This is a genomic window from Escherichia sp. 20412-1 (assembly GCF_003027595.1).
GTDB classification, from domain to species: Bacteria; Pseudomonadota; Gammaproteobacteria; order Enterobacterales; family Enterobacteriaceae; genus Escherichia; species Escherichia marmotae.
In genome coordinates, this window is the sequence record NZ_PYQM01000002.1 from 191,757 (window position 1) to 209,341 (window position 17,585).

The 17,585-nt window shown below is 51.5% G+C and carries 14 protein-coding genes; 8 read left to right on the forward strand and 6 right to left on the reverse strand.

What is annotated here, in order from left to right; translation table 11 throughout:
* Positions 1 to 117 precede the first annotated feature (117 nt).
* Positions 118 to 1,542 (forward strand): dihydrolipoyl dehydrogenase, encoded by a 1,425-nt coding sequence (gene lpdA, locus C7B16_RS02595; RefSeq protein ID WP_000102487.1) that lies wholly within the window; start codon positions 118 to 120, stop codon positions 1,540 to 1,542.
* Positions 1,543 to 1,783: 241 nt separating this feature from the next.
* Here lpdA and C7B16_RS02600 read toward each other — a convergent pair whose 3' ends face one another.
* Entirely contained in the window at positions 1,784 to 3,541 is a 1,758-nt protein-coding gene (locus tag C7B16_RS02600; RefSeq protein ID WP_107179320.1) for a DUF3300 domain-containing protein, read from the reverse strand.
* A 352-nt stretch (positions 3,542 to 3,893) separates the two neighbouring features.
* Between C7B16_RS02600 and acnB the strand changes: the two genes are divergently transcribed.
* The 3 genes from acnB (at position 3,894) to yacL (ending at position 7,916) form a co-directional block, all read left to right on the forward strand.
* A complete protein-coding gene (gene acnB / locus C7B16_RS02610; RefSeq protein WP_016262872.1) occupies positions 3,894 to 6,491 on the forward strand; it encodes a bifunctional aconitate hydratase 2/2-methylisocitrate dehydratase in 2,598 nt (865 codons plus the stop codon).
* A gap of 506 nt (positions 6,492 to 6,997) precedes the next feature.
* Entirely contained in the window at positions 6,998 to 7,330 is a 333-nt protein-coding gene (locus C7B16_RS02620; RefSeq protein WP_000708862.1) for a hypothetical protein, read from the forward strand.
* A gap of 223 nt (positions 7,331 to 7,553) precedes the next feature.
* Entirely contained in the window at positions 7,554 to 7,916 is a 363-nt protein-coding gene (gene yacL, locus C7B16_RS02625; RefSeq protein WP_001517750.1) for a protein YacL, read from the forward strand.
* 37 nt (positions 7,917 to 7,953) lie between these two features.
* Here the strand turns inward: yacL and speD are convergent, their stop codons facing one another.
* The 3 genes from speD to C7B16_RS02640 form a co-directional block, all read right to left on the reverse strand.
* Positions 7,954 to 8,748 carry an adenosylmethionine decarboxylase gene (gene speD, locus C7B16_RS02630; RefSeq protein ID WP_000734282.1) on the reverse strand — a complete coding sequence of 265 codons (795 nt, stop codon included), beginning with the start codon at positions 8,746 to 8,748 and terminating at the stop codon, positions 7,954 to 7,956.
* 15 nt (positions 8,749 to 8,763) lie between these two features.
* A complete protein-coding gene (gene speE / locus C7B16_RS02635; RefSeq protein WP_000818362.1) occupies positions 8,764 to 9,630 on the reverse strand; it encodes a polyamine aminopropyltransferase in 867 nt (288 codons plus the stop codon).
* A gap of 105 nt (positions 9,631 to 9,735) precedes the next feature.
* A complete protein-coding gene (locus tag C7B16_RS02640) occupies positions 9,736 to 10,083 on the reverse strand; it encodes a YacC family pilotin-like protein (protein ID WP_000846616.1) in 348 nt (115 codons plus the stop codon).
* A gap of 165 nt (positions 10,084 to 10,248) precedes the next feature.
* Between C7B16_RS02640 and cueO the strand changes: the two genes are divergently transcribed.
* Complete coding sequence (gene cueO / locus C7B16_RS02645; protein WP_016249616.1) at positions 10,249 to 11,799, forward strand: multicopper oxidase CueO; 1,551 nt, start codon at positions 10,249 to 10,251, stop codon at positions 11,797 to 11,799.
* A gap of 46 nt (positions 11,800 to 11,845) precedes the next feature.
* Here cueO and gcd read toward each other — a convergent pair whose 3' ends face one another.
* Positions 11,846 to 14,236, reverse strand: coding sequence for a quinoprotein glucose dehydrogenase (gene gcd / locus C7B16_RS02650; protein ID WP_107179321.1), 2,391 nt, complete (start codon positions 14,234 to 14,236; stop codon positions 11,846 to 11,848).
* A 205-nt stretch (positions 14,237 to 14,441) separates the two neighbouring features.
* Here gcd and hpt point away from each other — a divergent pair, with 205 nt between their 5' ends.
* The gene (gene hpt, locus C7B16_RS02655; RefSeq protein ID WP_000683336.1) at positions 14,442 to 14,978 is read left to right on the forward strand and encodes a hypoxanthine phosphoribosyltransferase; all 537 of its coding nucleotides are present in this window, start codon (positions 14,442 to 14,444) and stop codon (positions 14,976 to 14,978) included.
* 40 nt (positions 14,979 to 15,018) lie between these two features.
* Here the strand turns inward: hpt and can are convergent, their stop codons facing one another.
* Positions 15,019 to 15,681, reverse strand: a complete 663-nt coding sequence (can, locus tag C7B16_RS02660; protein WP_000651596.1) for a carbonate dehydratase — start codon at positions 15,679 to 15,681, stop codon at positions 15,019 to 15,021.
* 108 nt (positions 15,682 to 15,789) lie between these two features.
* On the opposite strand from can, the gene C7B16_RS02665 reads away from it, so the two are divergent.
* A complete protein-coding gene (locus C7B16_RS02665; RefSeq protein ID WP_000150640.1) occupies positions 15,790 to 16,716 on the forward strand; it encodes an ABC transporter ATP-binding protein in 927 nt (308 codons plus the stop codon).
* Entirely contained in the window at positions 16,713 to 17,483 is a 771-nt protein-coding gene (locus tag C7B16_RS02670) for an ABC transporter permease (protein WP_107179322.1), read from the forward strand. The genes C7B16_RS02665 and C7B16_RS02670 overlap by 4 nt, the downstream gene beginning before the upstream one ends.
* Positions 17,484 to 17,585 lie beyond the last annotated feature (102 nt).

Genomic DNA, 17,585 nt, shown 5'->3' on the forward strand with positions numbered 1-17,585 from the left:
GTTGTTTAAAAATTGTTAACAATTTTGTAAAATACCGACGGATAGAACGACCCGGTGGATAATGGGCGTCATAAAAAAAACGTCAGACCCGCCGGAGATAAATATATAGAGGTCATGATGAGTACTGAAATCAAAACTCAGGTCGTGGTACTTGGGGCAGGCCCCGCAGGTTACTCCGCTGCCTTCCGCTGCGCTGATTTAGGTCTGGAAACCGTAATCGTAGAACGCTACAACACCCTCGGCGGTGTTTGCCTGAACGTCGGCTGTATCCCTTCTAAAGCACTGCTGCACGTAGCAAAAGTTATCGAAGAAGCCAAAGCACTGGCTGAACACGGTATCGTTTTCGGTGAGCCGAAAACCGATATCGACAAGATTCGTACCTGGAAAGAGAAAGTTATCACTCAACTGACCGGCGGTCTGGCTGGTATGGCGAAAGGCCGTAAAGTGAAAGTGGTCAACGGTCTGGGTAAATTCACCGGGGCGAACACCCTGGAAGTTGAAGGTGAGAACGGTAAGACTGTGATCAACTTCGACAATGCGATCATCGCGGCGGGTTCTCGCCCGATCCAACTGCCGTTTATTCCGCATGAAGATCCGCGTATCTGGGACTCCACCGACGCTCTGGAATTGAAAGAAGTGCCAGAACGCCTGCTGGTTATGGGTGGCGGTATCATCGGTCTGGAAATGGGGACGGTATACCACGCGCTGGGTTCACAGATTGACGTGGTTGAAATGTTCGACCAGGTTATCCCGGCAGCAGATAAAGACATCGTTAAAGTCTTCACCAAGCGTATCAGCAAGAAATTCAACCTGATGCTGGAAACCAAAGTCACTGCCGTTGAAGCAAAAGAAGACGGTATCTACGTGACGATGGAAGGCAAAAAAGCACCGGCTGAACCACAGCGTTACGACGCCGTGCTGGTGGCGATTGGTCGTGTGCCGAACGGTAAAAACCTCGACGCAGGCAAAGCAGGCGTGGAAGTGGACGACCGTGGCTTCATCCGCGTTGACAAACAACTGCGTACCAACGTACCACACATCTTTGCTATCGGTGATATCGTCGGTCAGCCGATGCTGGCACACAAAGGTGTTCACGAAGGTCACGTTGCCGCTGAAGTTATCGCCGGTAAAAAACACTACTTCGATCCGAAAGTTATTCCGTCTATTGCCTATACCGAACCAGAAGTTGCATGGGTGGGTTTGACCGAGAAAGAAGCGAAAGAGAAAGGCATCAGCTACGAAACTGCCACCTTCCCGTGGGCTGCTTCTGGTCGTGCGATCGCTTCTGACTGCGCGGACGGTATGACCAAGCTGATTTTCGACAAAGAGTCTCATCGTGTGATCGGTGGTGCGATTGTCGGTACTAACGGCGGCGAGCTGTTGGGTGAAATCGGTCTGGCAATCGAAATGGGTTGCGACGCTGAAGACATCGCGCTGACCATCCACGCGCACCCGACTCTGCACGAGTCTGTGGGCCTGGCGGCAGAAGTGTTCGAAGGTAGCATTACCGACCTGCCGAACCCGAAAGCGAAGAAGAAGTAATTTTTCTTGTGCCGGGGCATCCGGTAAATTAAGAAGCGGCTATTCTGACGCTTCAGATTGTTGGCAAAGTGCTGGTTGTTTACGCCGGATGCGGCGTAAACGCCTTATTCGGCCTACAAAATCATGCAAATTCAATATATTGCAGGTTCCGTGTAGGCCCGATAAGCTTGCGCATCGGGCAATTCGATGTTTGTCATCAGTCTTAAGCGGCTAACAGCGCCGCTTTTTTTATGCCTGCAATTTACCTTTCCAGTCGTCTTGCTCCACGCTCAGACAACCGTTCGCGTACCGCTGACCGTTGTTCGTTATTCAGTCTGGCCGGACGGTTATTGTCGTTTAAACGCTGCGGGTGACTCTCCTGAATTCTCGCGCGTGCGACCTGCCGCTGTTCTGGTGATGCCGATTGAATACGCTGGCGGGCGTTATCACGCTGTTGTTGGTTCTGCGGGCGCTGCTGTACTTTTTCTTTAAATACCTGGCGCTGTTCGGGAGTAGTGGACTGAATATGCTGACGTGCCGCCTCTCTTCGCTGCTGATTCTGCGGGCTGGTTTGCATTTTCTCGCGGACTGCCTGGCGCTGCTCAGGAGAGGCCGATTGATAACGCTGGCGAGCGGTGTCCTTTTGCTGCCGGGTCAGTAGCTGGTGACGGCTGAACTCGCGGAAGTCGTCATAACTCCCATCGTGTTCCGCCTCATTAAACCGCTGTGCCGCAGCCTGACGTTGGGTGTCGCGCGTAGTGACTGGTGCAGCATGTGTTCGTTGCTGAAACTGACTTGCAGCCGCCTGGCGCTGGTTGTCGCGCGACGGTGCGGGTAGTTGTGTGGCGCTCATACCGCTTTTGACATCGGTTTGATGAAATCGCTTAGTCATATCCTGATCATGATAAGGCACACCATCGCGGTAATTCGGATTGTGCCGCCATGCCATATTCTTATCCGTAAGATGCTCACCGGTGATACGGTTGAAATTGTTGACGTCGATGTTGATGTTGTCGCCGTTGTGTTGCCAGCCGTTGCCGTCACGATGACCACCGTCGTGGTGATGATAATCATCGTTGTCGTGGTGATGGTGGTCATGATCGTCGTCATCCCAGTCGATGCTGCTGAATAACGCGTATGTGGTGGCAACGCCCATGCTGTAGCCGAATCCGCGCACGAAGCTGTCAACAAACGGTTCTCCGGCTGGTGGCGGCAGGTAAACCGGCGGATACGCGGTATTGGCCCAGTTCCCGTAAACCACGGTTGGGTTGTAGTTGGGAATATAAACTACATCCGGATTGGCTGGCTCAATAGTTATTACGGTCGGCGCAGGTTCTGCGACGACGGGGCTGGATGTTGAAACGGTATTGTATTGTGTGACAGGAGCCGTGACAGTCTGTTTTAGCGGTACGGCTTGCTTCGTGGTCGTAATAACTTTCTGTTCAGTTGATGACTTCAGTGACCCGGTTTGTTGCGCCAGTTGCCGCAAACGTTGTACCGAGTCCATCACATCCTGCGGCTGCGCCAGAAACGCATCGCCAAGATTTTGTACCCACTGCGGGTTTTCACCCATCAACGCCATCAATTGCGGAAAAGCCACCAGTGATTTGACGCTGGCATCCCACGGCTGACCGGATACTGCCTGAATAGCCGCATCGCCTTGTTTGAGCGGGTTATCGTGCGACCACTGCACGGCCTGGGCGACATTTGCCGGATAGATCGATGCCATCAGCACTTGCGAAAGCAGTGCATCGGGGTACAGCGCGACAGGTGCGAGCCATTGATCGATTTGCGCAGTACTGAAGGCAGATTTGACGACGGCAGGCGTTACCGGGGGCATGGAAACTGTTGCAGGAAGCGTAACCGCAGCGACGTCAGGCGCAGGCTGTTGTGTTGATTGCGCTACTACGGGGGCTTCCACCGTGCGACTTTTCACATACAACGTACCGGAAGCGGCACATAGCCCGGCGCTGCAAATTAGCGCCAGCACATGGGGTTTAAACGGCAAAGTAATTTTCATAGTCCTGATCTCAAGGAAATCGCAATGGTCGACGAACTGCCACCCGCAGGTGCTGTAGACACGAGTATAAAGAGGCGGTAGTTTAAATTTTGACTAATGTTGGGATTTGTTGAGAAGGGTGATTATCACAATGCGAATTAACAGGTTTTTCGGAGGGAAACAATCTCTAGACTATCCTTAACGATTCAGCCACTTTTTTATGTTGCTTTTTTGTAAACAGATTAACACATCGTCAAAATCCTGCTATTCTGCCCGTTGCGGTACTGGGCATTTACCCTACAAACTGCTGTCTCACAGGAGCGTGAAGAGAATCGCCTGCCGCACTATGACAATGAGAGCGAGGAGAACCGTCGTGCTAGAAGAATACCGTAAGCACGTAGCTGAGCGTGCCGCTGAGGGGATTGCGCCCAAACCCCTGGATGCAAACCAAATGGCCGCGCTCGTAGAGCTGCTGAAAAAACCGCCCGCGGGCGAAGAAGAATTCCTGTTAGATCTGTTAACCAACCGTGTTCCCCCTGGCGTCGATGAAGCAGCCTATGTAAAAGCAGGCTTCCTGGCCGCCGTCGCAAAAGGTGAAGCCAAATCTCCGCTGCTGACTCCGGAAAAAGCCATTGAACTGCTGGGCACCATGCAGGGTGGTTACAACATTCATCCGCTGATCGACGCGCTGGACGATGCCAAACTGGCACCGATCGCTGCTAAAGCACTGTCCCACACGCTGCTGATGTTCGATAACTTCTATGACGTAGAAGAGAAAGCCAAAGCAGGTAACAAATACGCGAAGCAGGTTATGCAGTCCTGGGCGGATGCTGAATGGTTCCTGAATCGCCCGGCACTGGCTGAAAAACTGACCGTTACCGTCTTCAAGGTCACCGGCGAAACCAACACTGATGACCTCTCTCCGGCACCGGATGCGTGGTCACGCCCGGATATCCCGCTGCACGCGCTGGCGATGCTGAAAAACGCCCGCGAAGGGATCGAGCCAGATCAACCCGGTGTTGTTGGCCCGATCAAGCAGATCGAAGCCCTGCAACAGAAAGGTTTCCCGCTGGCTTATGTGGGTGACGTTGTGGGTACGGGGTCTTCGCGTAAATCCGCCACTAACTCTGTACTGTGGTTTATGGGCGACGATATTCCACATGTGCCGAACAAACGCGGCGGCGGTCTGTGTCTCGGCGGCAAAATTGCGCCAATCTTCTTTAACACAATGGAAGATGCCGGTGCGCTGCCAATTGAAGTGGACGTTTCCAACCTGAATATGGGCGACGTGATTGACGTTTACCCGTACAAAGGTGAAGTGCGTAACCACGAAACCGGTGAACTGCTGGCGACCTTTGAACTAAAAACCGACGTACTGATTGATGAAGTGCGGGCGGGCGGTCGTATTCCGCTGATTATCGGTCGCGGTCTGACCACCAAAGCGCGTGAAGCGCTCGGTCTGCCGCAGAGCGATGTGTTCCGTCAGGCGAAAGATGTCGCTGAAAGCGATCGTGGCTTCTCGCTGGCACAGAAAATGGTGGGGCGCGCCTGTGGCGTGAAAGGCATTCGTCCGGGCGCTTACTGCGAACCGAAAATGACGTCTGTCGGCTCTCAGGACACTACCGGCCCAATGACCCGTGATGAACTGAAAGACCTGGCGTGCCTGGGCTTCTCGGCTGACCTGGTGATGCAGTCTTTCTGTCATACAGCGGCGTATCCGAAGCCGGTTGACGTTAACACGCACCATACGCTGCCTGACTTCATTATGAACCGTGGCGGTGTGTCGCTGCGCCCAGGTGATGGCGTAATCCACTCCTGGTTGAACCGTATGCTGCTGCCGGATACCGTGGGCACCGGTGGTGACTCCCATACGCGTTTCCCGATCGGTATCTCCTTCCCGGCAGGTTCTGGTCTGGTCGCGTTTGCTGCGGCGACTGGCGTCATGCCGCTGGATATGCCGGAATCCGTTCTGGTGCGCTTCAAAGGCAAAATGCAGCCGGGCATCACCCTGCGCGATCTGGTACACGCGATCCCGCTGTACGCAATCAAGCAAGGTCTGCTGACCGTTGAGAAGAAAGGTAAGAAAAACATCTTCTCTGGTCGCATTCTGGAAATTGAAGGCCTGCCGGATCTGAAAGTTGAGCAGGCATTTGAGTTGACCGATGCTTCCGCTGAACGTTCCGCTGCGGGCTGTACCATCAAGCTGAACAAAGAGCCGATCATCGAATACCTGAACTCCAACATTGTCCTGCTGAAGTGGATGATCGCGGAAGGTTACGGCGATCGTCGTACCCTGGAACGTCGTATTCAGGGCATGGAAAAATGGTTGGCGGATCCTGAGCTGCTGGAAGCCGATGCTGATGCCGAATACGCGGCAGTGATCGACATCGATCTGGCCGATATCAAAGAGCCAATCCTCTGTGCACCGAACGATCCGGATGACGCACGTCCGCTGTCAGCGGTTCAGGGCGAGAAGATCGACGAAGTGTTTATCGGTTCTTGCATGACCAACATCGGTCACTTCCGTGCAGCAGGTAAACTGCTGGATGCGCATAAAGGCCAGTTGCCGACCCGCCTGTGGGTAGCACCGCCAACCCGGATGGACGCCGCGCAACTGACAGAAGAAGGCTACTACAGCGTCTTCGGTAAGAGCGGCGCGCGTATCGAGATCCCGGGCTGTTCACTGTGCATGGGTAACCAGGCGCGTGTGGCGGACGGCGCGACGGTGGTTTCCACCTCTACCCGTAACTTCCCGAACCGTCTGGGTACTGGCGCGAACGTCTTCCTGGCTTCTGCGGAACTGGCAGCCGTTGCAGCGCTTCTTGGCAAACTGCCAACGCCGGAAGAGTACCAGACCTACGTTGCGCAGGTAGATAAAACAGCCGTTGATACTTACCGTTATCTGAACTTCAACCAGCTTTCTCAGTACACCGAAAAAGCGGATGGGGTGATTTTCCAGACTGCGGTTTAAGGTAGTAGCCTGTTGTGAAAAGCCACTTCTTTTGGGAAGTGGCTAAGACTGATGATAAACGCAACATTGCCTGATGCGCTGCGCTTATCAGGCCTACAACGTTTCTGCAATTTATTGAATTTGCACTATTTTGTAGGCCGGATAAGGCGTTTACGCCGCATCCGGCAAGAACAAAGCGCACTTTGTCAGCAATCTGAGCCACTTCTTTTGGGGAGTGGCTTTTTTTTGCCGGAATATCTGACGGGCAACTCAATAACGTTAATTCTCAGAACCCGCACTCTTTTCCTTAATGATAGTGTTTCCCTGCATGTAAGAGAGCGATTATCATAATAATGTCGTTATCATTTTAGTGAATTATATTTTTATGTTTTAAATGAATATGTTCGCTAAAAAATCAATCGATTTCAATTCTGATAGGCGAAATAAGATATTGATAGTGTTTATCTTATTTGGTTTTCTGCTGGTTATTACAGGGTGAAGTTTTTCACTTAATGGAGATAAAGTGAATGAAAAAAGCGTTTATTATAATTATCTTTTTTCTACTATGCGGCAACGCTTTTGCCGCGACAGCAAAATTACAATATTTGTTTGTCGCAAATGGTGGATTAGTGGGTTTTTATGAGGACGGTAATGTCAGGGGATGCGCACAGTGTGAGCCGATGAAAGAAAACCTTTTAACCATGAGCACTGAATCTCCTATATCACACTGGAAGCGAAATGCTGATGTGATAACAACCACCGACGCAGAGGGAAGTAGCGATCTTCAACTTTATGATAATGGCAAGATTACGGATGACTGGTGGATTTTTGATTATAAAACAATTCACCCTCTTTATTAATCTATGTTTTGTGCGCAGAGTAGCACTGGATTGTCTTCTTCCCTGGTAAGAAGATGTCTGTCGAAAATGACAAAAATTCTGGCCATGGTGGCTGGAACGCTTTTTTCACTATTTTTATCTCTAAACCATCGTCGTTCCGCTGTTTTTCTCTGGTAAGGCTGCGATAATTACATCAATGGCGCAATGCGATTTCGGCGCATTGCCGGGAGCAGAGGAACACACTATGGATTACGAATTTCTGCGCGATATTACCGGAGTGGTAAAGGTGCGCATGTCCATGGGGCATGAAGTGGTCGGGCACTGGTTTAATGAAGAGGTGAAAGAAAACCTGGCCTTGCTTGATGAAGTGGAACAAGCCGCGCGCACATTAAAAGGTAGCGAACGTTCCTGGCAGCGGGCAGGGCACGAATACACCCTGTGGATGGATGGCGAGGAGGTGATGATCCGCGCCAATCAACTGGAATTTGCGGGTGACGAAATGGAAGAAGGGATGAACTACTACGACGAAGAAAGCCTGTCGCTGTGCGGCGTTGAGGATTTTCTTCAGGTGGTGGCGGCGTACCGCAATTTCGTACAGCAGAAGTAGGTAAATCTGGCGGAGCCTTCGTGCTCCGCCAGAGCCGTTAAACGGCAGGCATATTACGCCCGTAATAAATTTCGCGCATTTCTTTCCATAGCGCAGCGGTAATCTCTTTGCGCTCGCTGTCGGTTAAATCTTCCGGTTTGGTGTGGAACATGTAGTGCTTAAGGTCGAACTCTTTAAGCAACATCTTGGTATGGAAGATATTTTCCTGATAGACGTTTACATCCACCATGTCATACAGCGCCTTTATATCTTCAGACATAAAGTTCTGAATCGAATTAATCTCATGGTCGATAAAGTGCTTCATACCGTTAATATCGCGGGTAAAACCGCGCACGCGATAATCAATGGTCACGATATCGGATTCAAGCTGGTGGATCAGGTAATTCAGCGCCTTCAGCGGGGAAATCACGCCGCAGGTAGAGACTTCTATGTCGGCGCGGAAAGTACATAAACCGCCTTCAGGATGGCTTTCCGGGTAGGTATGTACGCAAATATGACTTTTATCGAGATGCGCAACCACGGCTTCTGGCAGCGGGCCGGGGTGTTCCGTTTTGTCGATAAGTTTCGGGTCGACAGGTTCTTCGCTCACCAGAATAGTGACGCTGGCACCTTGTGGTTCGTAATCCTGGCGGGCGATGTTAAGAATATTGGCCCCGATAATGGAACAAGTTTCTGACAGGATTTCGGTCAGACGGTTGGCATTATAGAGTTCATCGATATAAGCGATATAACCGTCGCGCTCTTCGGCGGTTTTGGCGTAGCAGATATCGTAAATACAAAAACTCAGACTTTTGGTCAGATTATTAAAGCCATGCAGTTTCAGTTTTTTCAATTTCTTATCTTCTCCTTAGGACGCCTGTGAAGCCAGTGCGTCTTGCAGATACTGGGGTAAGGCAAACGCTGCCGTGTGGATTGCCGGGTTGTAATAACGGCATTTCAGGCCAGAGGCGAGAAAACGTGCCTGAATAATTTCGGTAGAGAGATGGCGTAAGGCGTCGTTATCTGTCGCCCATGCAAAGGTCATGATGCCGCCGTAATAGGTCGGGATTGCCGCCTGATAAAAGCCAACATCGCTGAAGTAATGGCTGAGTTTGCGATGGCTGTCGATGGCTTCTTCCTGCTGTAAAAAGCAGACGCCGTTTTGCGCGACAAAAATACCGCCAGGATTCAGGCAGCGTTTGCAGCCTTCATAAAATGCTGAGGTGAACAGGCTTTCGCCGGGACCGATGGGATCGGTGCAGTCGGAGATGATGACATCAAAGGTCTGGCTGGTTTGATTCACGAAATTGACGCCATCGTCGATCACCAGTTTAAAACGGGGATCGTCGTAGCTACCGGCGTTATGGTTAGGCAGATACTGACGGCAGAAAGACACTACGCCCGCGTCGATTTCCACCATCGTGATTGACTCAACGTTTTTATGTCGGCTTACTTCACGTAACATCGCGCCGTCGCCGCCGCCAATGATTAACACGTGTTTAGCGTGACCGTGAGCCAGCAGCGGAACGTGGGTCATCATCTCATGATAGATAAATTCGTCGCGCTCGGTGGTCTGTACTACACCATCCAGCGCCATTACGCGACCAAATGCGGCGTTCTCAAAAATGATCAGATCCTGATGATCGGTCTTTTCATGATACAGAACGTTATCTACAGCAAAGTACTGCCCAAACTGGTCGTGTAGCGTTTCATGCCACAGTTTTTTTTCGGCCATGGGTTGATACCTCCTTTGTTAACACCCGTAAAAAAAGGGCGCAACATAATAGCTAACATTGACCGCGGATGCACGGTCAATGTTTCTACAAAAAGGTATCAGGAATTATTTTACGTAGGCAAGCAGGCTTAAGGAATCGCGGGCCAGGGCTTTACACTTTTTAGCGACGGGAATGCCGATACCGCTCAGATCGCGGTAGCTATCTTCACCGAGGGCTTTCATGTCGAAGTTGTCGTAGTTGCTGAGATCCCACTGGTTTTGCTGGGCAAAAAAGACCAGTGCGCGACGAATCTGCCCGTTAGGCAAGTTCTGGTAACCGCAATCGTTCTTCAGAAAAACAAAAACTGCCGTTAAATCGGCCATATCTTCGGCTTCAGACTCGCTGAGCGCGTAACTGTTTGCGCATACAGCCATCAGGCTGCCGAATAATACTGTTCTGAAAAACGTCTTCATTGCTTCTACCAGGGGCTTAAAGAAGATAAACGTTAGCACACTGCGAGCGAGGCGACGACCATTATTGTGGATTAAGTTGTGTCTGTGGCTTGACCTTCCCGTAAGGGGAAGGACTATGCTCAACGTTTGATTTTGTTTCGCCTGCTTGAGAATAAGGAAATATCTATGCAACGTCGTGATTTCTTAAAATATTCCGTCGCGTTGGGCGTGGCTTCTGCTTTACCACTATGGAGCCGCGCGGTTTTTGCTGCTGAACGCCCAACATTACCGATCCCTGATTTGCTCGCTACCGATGCCCGTAATCGCATTCAGTTGACCATTGGCACAGGCCAGTCCACCTTTGCTGGAAAAACGGCGACCACCTGGGGCTATAACGGCAATTTATTGGGGCCTGCGGTGAAGTTACAGCGTGGAAAAGCCGTGACGGTTGATATCTATAACCAACTGGCGGAAGAGACGACGTTGCACTGGCACGGTCTGGAAGTGCCGGGGGAAGTGGACGGCGGCCCGCAGGGAATTATTCCGCCTGGCGGTAAACGCACAGTGACGCTGAATGTCGATCAGCCTGCCGCTACCTGCTGGTTCCACCCGCATCAACATGGCAAAACCGGGCGTCAGGTGGCGATGGGGCTGGCTGGGCTGGTGGTGATTGAGGACGATGAGATCCTGAAATTAATGCTGCCAAAACAGTGGGGGATCGATGATGTCCCGGTGATTGTTCAGGATAAAAAATTTAACGCCGACGGGCAGATTGATTATCAACTCGATGTGATGACCGCCGCCGTGGGCTGGTTTGGCGATACGTTGCTGACCAACGGCGCTATTTACCCGCAACATGCCGCGCCGCGTGGCTGGTTGCGGCTGCGTTTGCTCAATGGCTGTAACGCCCGCTCGCTCAATTTTGCCACCAGTGACAATCGCCCGCTGTATGTGATCGCCAGCGATGGTGGCCTGTTGCCTGAACCGGTGAAGGTGAGTGAACTTCCGGTGCTGATGGGCGAGCGTTTTGAAGTGCTGGTGGAGGTTAACGACAACAAACCGTTTGATCTGGTGACACTGCCTGTCAGCCAGATGGGAATGGCGATTGCACCGTTTGACAAGCCGCACCCGGTAATGCGTATTCAGCCGATTGCCATTAGTGCCTCTGGTGCTTTGCCGGATACCTTGAGTAGCCTGCCAGCGTTACCTTCGTTGGACGGATTAACGATACGCAAACTGCAACTCTCTATGGATCCGATGCTCGATATGATGGGGATGCAGATGTTAATGGAGAAATATGGCGATCAGGCAATGAGCGGAATGAACCACAGCCAGATGATGGGCCACATGGGCCACGGCAATATGAATCATATGAACCACGGCGGGAAGTTCGATTTTCACCATGCTAATAAAATCAACGGTCAGGCCTTCGATATGAACAAGCCGATGTTTGCGGCGGCGAAAGGGAAGTTCGAACGTTGGATTATCTCTGGCGTTGGCGACATGATGTTGCATCCGTTCCATATTCACGGCACCCAGTTCCGTATCTTGTCGGAAAATGGCCAACCACCAGCGGTGCATCGCGCGGGCTGGAAAGATACTGTGAAGGTGGAAGGTAATGTCAGTGAGGTGCTGGTGAAGTTTAATCACGATGCACCGAAAGAACATGCTTATATGGCGCACTGCCATCTGCTGGAGCATGAAGATACGGGGATGATGTTAGGGTTTACGGTGTAAAAACAGCGTCTTCGGGAATATGCCCGGATCTCTCCGGGCATTATGGTTACTTCACATCATCCGGTAACGCATAAGCCACAATATAGTCGCCCATCTTCGTACCAAATGAACCGTGACCGCCTGCGGAGATCACCACATATTGCTTATCATTCACTTCATAGGTCATCGGCGTTGCCTGACCACCTGCTGGTAAACGGCCCTGCCACAGTTTTTCACCGTTGCTCATGTTGTAAGCGCGCAAGTAGTTATCTGCCGTAGCGGCAATAAACAACACGTTGCCCGCAGTGGAGATTGGCCCGCCGAGCATTGGCATCCCCATATTGAACGGCACCGGAACGGGCATCGGGAACGGCATACTGTCCTGCGGCGTACCAATACGTTTCTTCCATACCACTTCATTGGTTTTCAGATCCAGCGCCGAGATGTATCCCCAGGCAGGCTGTTTACATGGCAGACCAAACGGCGAAAGGAACGGGTTGAGCGTTACGCCATACGGCACGCCATATTGCGGCTGAATGCCGGATTCCGTACCTGTGCCTTTGGCATCTTTTGGCTGTTCCATCGGGTTACCCGGGCCACGCGGGATCAGTTTCGACACAAACGGTAGCGCCATTGGGTTGGCAATTGCCACTTCACGATTCGGATCAACGGAAATCCCGCCCCATTCGAACATTCCCAGGTTACCCGGGAAGACCAGAGTACCCTGTTCAGATGGTGGGGTGAAAATGCCTTCATAGCGCATTTGGTGGAACATCACGCGGCACACCAGTTGGTCAAACATGGTGGCACCCCACATATCCGCACCGCTCAAATCTTTCGTCGGACGGAAGCTGAGTTCAGAGAACGGTTGGGTAGGAGTAACGTAATCGCCTTTCGCTGCGCCTTGTGGAACCGGTTTTTCCGGAGCCGGAACGACCAGTTCGCCATTACGACGATCGAGTACAAAAATGTTGCCAGTTTTTGCAGGAGCGTAAATGACCGGCACTTTTTCACCGTTAACGGTGATATCCGCCAGCGTTGGTTGTGCCGGAAGATCCATATCCCACAGGTCGTGGTGAACGGTCTGGTAACTCCACGCCAGTTTCCCGGTGGTGGCATTCAGTGCCAGAATCGAGCTGGCATAACGTTCCTGTTCCGGTGTGCGGTTACCGCCCCAGATATCGGGCGTGGTCACGCCCATCGGCAGATACACCAGATCCAGCTTCGCATCATAGGCCGCAGGTGCCCACGAGTTTGGCGAGTTAAAGGTAAAGGTGTGTTCGTCTGATGGGATGGCGTTCGGATCTTTCGCGCCCGGATCAAAAGCCCACAGCAGTTCACCGGTGTTGACATCAAAACCACGGATTACGCCAGACGTTTCGCGGGTTGAGAAGTTATCGGTGACTGAACCGGCCATCACGATGGTTTTATCGGTGATAATCGGCGGCGACGTCGGTTCATACAGACCCGGTTTGGTATCCGGCATGTTGCTTTGCAGGTTGAGCACGCCTTTATTGGCGAAGGTTTCGCACAGCTTGCCGTTTTCAGCGTTAATTGCAATCAGGCGACCATCATTCACAGGAAGAATGATACGACGCGGGCAATCCGCCATCACTTCCGGCGAAGCAGTTTCTGCTTTGGCTTCATGGTAAGAGACGCCACGGCAGGTTACATGCTGGAAAGACTCGTTGGTTTTCAGCTCAGGATCGTAATGCCATTTCTCTTTGCCGCTGGCGGCATCGAGCGCAAACAGACGCTGGTGAGCGGTACACAGGTAAAGCGTGTCGCCTACTTTAATCGGCGTCACTTCATTGGTGATTTCGCCCGGATCGTTCGGCTGTTTCACATCGCCTGTGCGGAACACCCAGGCTTCTTTCAGCTTGTGGACGTTATCGGCGTTAATCTGCTTCAGTGGTGAATAGCGTTGACCTTCCTGATTGCGGCCATAGGCAGGCCAGTCCTGATCGGCAACGGGGGAGATAGCTTCGGCAGGTGTGGCATCAGCGCTTAAGGTGCCGTTGATTTCCTGCGGATCGTGAAATCCGGCCCAGGTGAGGATACCACCGCTAATCAACAGTGCGACCACCAGTGCGGCAACTGCGCCGCTGGCAGGAATGACCAGGCGATGCCAGACAAACGGCAGGATCAGCCAGATACCGAAGAAGACCAGGATATCGCTGCGCGGAGTGAGTGCCCAGAAATCGAAACCGACCTCCCAGACGCCCCAAATCATGGTGCCGAGCAGCAGAGCGGCGTACAGCCAAAGTGCTGCGCGTTTACTGCGCCACAACATCCAGGCGACGCCAAGCATCACCAGACCAGCGATGGGGTAGTACCAGGAGCCGCCAATCGCGACCAACCAGCCTCCGCCAATGAGAAGATATAGCCCGCAGAGTGCTGCAAAAAGGGCGGTTAGCGACACGAGTAAGCGTCGCGAGCCGGTATTGTTAATTGCCATAAAGAAACACCATTTCAATTCATTAATATTTTAGTAGCAATTAATTATAGGTTTTAACATGTGTGATCGTCATCACAATTTGAGCTTTATTAACAGATTCCGCCAATGAATAGTTTTGCTGGTATACTGCGTGTCTTGCGCTTTGTTGCGGCGCTGAAACCCGCCCGTGCGAAGTGATTTGTTTTTAAATCATATGGTTAGAGATATGAAACATACTGTAGAAGTAATGATCCCCGAAGCGGAGATTAAAGCGCGTATCGCTGAACTGGGTCGTCAGATTACTGAGCGTTACAAAGACAGCGGCAGCGATATGGTGCTGGTAGGCCTGCTGCGTGGCTCATTTATGTTTATGGCGGACCTGTGCCGTGAAGTTCAGGTATCTCATGAAGTCGATTTTATGACCGCCTCCAGCTACGGTAGCGGCATGTCCACCACCCGTGATGTGAAAATCCTCAAAGATCTGGATGAAGATATCCGCGGCAAGGATGTGCTGATTGTTGAAGATATCATCGACTCGGGTAATACACTGTCGAAAGTGCGTGAAATCTTAAGCCTGCGCGAACCGAAATCGTTGGCGATTTGTACGCTGCTGGATAAACCGTCTCGCCGTGAAGTGAACGTACCGGTAGAATTTATCGGTTTCTCTATTCCGGATGAGTTTGTGGTTGGCTACGGCATCGATTACGCACAGCGTTACCGTCATCTGCCGTATATCGGCAAAGTGGTGCTGCTGGACGAGTAAGTGCGGATGTGCCGGATGTGTTGCATCCGGCATGGCGAATTTATTTGTGGTTGATGTGCTTTAGCTTGAGGTTGGAAATCCCGTGGCGATAACGTTGCTCCAGGGTTTCGCGGTTGGTGGCTGTAACATCCAGATCGCGCAGCAAGCCGTCGTGAATGCCGTAAGCCCAGCCGTGGATGGTCACTTTCTGCCCGCGTTTCCATGCTGACTGCATAATGGTGGAGTGGCCCAGGTTATATACCTGTTCCATTACGTTCAGTTCGCACAGGGTATCCAGACGGCGCTCTGGCGGCATTTCGCCAAGCAATGAGCTATGTTTGAACCAGATATCGCGGATGTGCAGCAGCCAGTTGTTGATCAGCCCCAGTTCCGGGTTTTCAACCGCGGCTTGCACACCACCGCAACCATAGTGGCCACAGATAATAATGTGTTCAACTTCGAGAACATCCACTGCATACTGCACCACGGAGAGGCAGTTGAGATCGGTGTGAATGACCAGGTTGGCAACATTACGGTGAACAAAGAGTTCGCCCGGCTCAAGACCGGTTAAACGTTCTGCAGGAACGCGACTGTCGGAACATCCAATCCATAGAAAGCGCGGTTTTTGCGCTTGTGCCAGTTTCTCAAAAAACCCGGGATCCTCTTCCACCAGCATTTTTGACCATAGTGCATTATTGCTGATGAGTGTATCTATGTCTTTCATGGAGGTTAACGACCTGTAACCAAATAATTACGTTTGGCTAATATAGGGCAACTCCGGGACGATTTAAACCACAGATAAAGTGTAAGAACGTAAGGTAAGTAAAAATTTATGACCATTGCACTGGAACTTCAACAGCTTAAAAAAACCTATCCAGGCGGCGTTCAGGCGCTTCGTGGAATAGATTTACAGGTCGAAGCCGGCGATTTTTATGCGCTTCTGGGGCCGAACGGAGCCGGGAAATCGACCACCATCGGTATTATTAGCTCGCTGGTGAATAAAACCTCCGGGCGGGTCAGCGTATTTGGCTACGATCTTGAAAAAGATGTCGTGAACGCCAAACGCCAGTTAGGACTGGTACCGCAGGAATTTAACTTCAACCCGTTTGAAACCGTGCAGCAAATTGTGGTGAATCAGGCGGGGTACTACGGTGTAGAGCGCAAAGAAGCGTATATCCGCAGCGAAAAGTATCTTAAGCAGCTTGATTTGTGGGGAAAACGCAACGAACGTGCGCGTATGTTATCTGGTGGGATGAAACGCCGTTTAATGATCGCCCGTGCGTTAATGCATGAACCTAAACTGCTGATTCTGGATGAACCAACGGCAGGCGTGGATATCGAACTTCGCCGCTCAATGTGGGGATTTTTGAAGGATTTAAACGACAAAGGCACCACGATCATTCTCACCACGCACTACCTGGAAGAAGCAGAAATGCTGTGTCGCAATATCGGCATTATTCAGCATGGTGAACTGGTGGAGAACACTTCGATGAAGGCGCTATTGGCGAAGCTGAAATCGGAAACCTTTATTCTCGACCTTGCGCCGAAAAGTCCATTACCGAAGCTCGATGGCTACCAGTATCGGCTGGTGGATACCGCTACGCTTGAAGTTGAAGTGTTGCGCGAGCAGGGGATTAACAGCGTATTCACGCAGCTAAGTGAGCAGGGCGTGCAGGTATTAAGTATGCGTAACAAAGCCAACCGTCTGGAAGAGTTGTTTGTTTCACTGGTTAATGAAAAACAAGGAGATCGCGCATGATGCATCTTTACTGGGTGGCGCTAAAAAGCATCTGGGCGAAAGAGATCCATCGCTTTATGCGTATCTGGATACAAACGCTGGTGCCGCCGGTCATCACCATGACCCTTTATTTTATTATCTTTGGTAACCTGATTGGTACGCGCATTGGCGATATGCATGGCTTTAGTTATATGCAGTTTATCGTGCCGGGGCTGATCATGATGTCGGTGATCACCAATGCCTACGCTAACGTTGCATCATCATTTTTTGGTGCCAAGTTCCAGCGTAATATTGAAGAATTGCTGGTAGCGCCGGTGCCAACACACGTCATCATTGCCGGATATGTCGGCGGTGGCGTGGCGCGCGGACTGCTTGTTGGCATGCTGGTGACGGCTATTTCGCTATTCTTTGTGCCGTTTCAGGTGCATTCGTGGGTATTTGTTGCTTTAACGCTGGTGCTCACGGCGGTGTTGTTCTCTCTTGCCGGACTGCTGAACGGCGTGTTTGCCAAAACGTTTGATGACATCAGCCTGGTGCCGACCTTTGTGTTAACGCCACTCACTTATTTGGGCGGGGTATTTTACTCCCTGACTTTACTGCCGCCGTTCTGGCAGGGGCTGTCGCACCTGAACCCGATAGTCTATATGATCAGTGGTTTCCGCTACGGCTTCCTCGGCATTAATGATGTGCCGCTGGTCACTACCTTTGGTGTACTGGTTGTCTTTATTATTGCGTTTTATCTGATCTGCTGGTCGCTGATTCAGCGCGGACGCGGCTTGCGTAGCTAAGTTGATCTCCTCTCCTCCGGATGCGGGGGAGGGGAGTTTTGACGGTTATCACCCTTTATCAACAATGGTCAGGGTAGACTGATTTTCGGCTAAGGAGGAAAG

Coding starts and splice junctions, on each gene's coding strand:
- lpdA (WP_000102487.1), top strand. CDS start 118: ATGAGTACTGAAATCAAAACTCAGGTCGTGGTACTTGGGGCAGGCCCC.
- C7B16_RS02600 (WP_107179320.1), bottom strand. CDS start 3,541: ATGAAAATTACTTTGCCGTTTAAACCCCATGTGCTGGCGCTAATTTGC.
- C7B16_RS02620 (WP_000708862.1), top strand. CDS start 6,998: ATGAAAAAAGCGTTTATTATAATTATCTTTTTTCTACTATGCGGCAAC.
- yacL (WP_001517750.1), top strand. CDS start 7,554: ATGGATTACGAATTTCTGCGCGATATTACCGGAGTGGTAAAGGTGCGC.
- speE (WP_000818362.1), bottom strand. CDS start 9,630: ATGGCCGAAAAAAAACTGTGGCATGAAACGCTACACGACCAGTTTGGG.
- C7B16_RS02640 (WP_000846616.1), bottom strand. CDS start 10,083: ATGAAGACGTTTTTCAGAACAGTATTATTCGGCAGCCTGATGGCTGTA.
- cueO (WP_016249616.1), top strand. CDS start 10,249: ATGCAACGTCGTGATTTCTTAAAATATTCCGTCGCGTTGGGCGTGGCT.
- gcd (WP_107179321.1), bottom strand. CDS start 14,236: ATGGCAATTAACAATACCGGCTCGCGACGCTTACTCGTGTCGCTAACC.
- hpt (WP_000683336.1), top strand. CDS start 14,442: ATGAAACATACTGTAGAAGTAATGATCCCCGAAGCGGAGATTAAAGCG.
- can (WP_000651596.1), bottom strand. CDS start 15,681: ATGAAAGACATAGATACACTCATCAGCAATAATGCACTATGGTCAAAA.
- C7B16_RS02665 (WP_000150640.1), top strand. CDS start 15,790: ATGACCATTGCACTGGAACTTCAACAGCTTAAAAAAACCTATCCAGGC.
- C7B16_RS02670 (WP_107179322.1), top strand. CDS start 16,713: ATGATGCATCTTTACTGGGTGGCGCTAAAAAGCATCTGGGCGAAAGAG.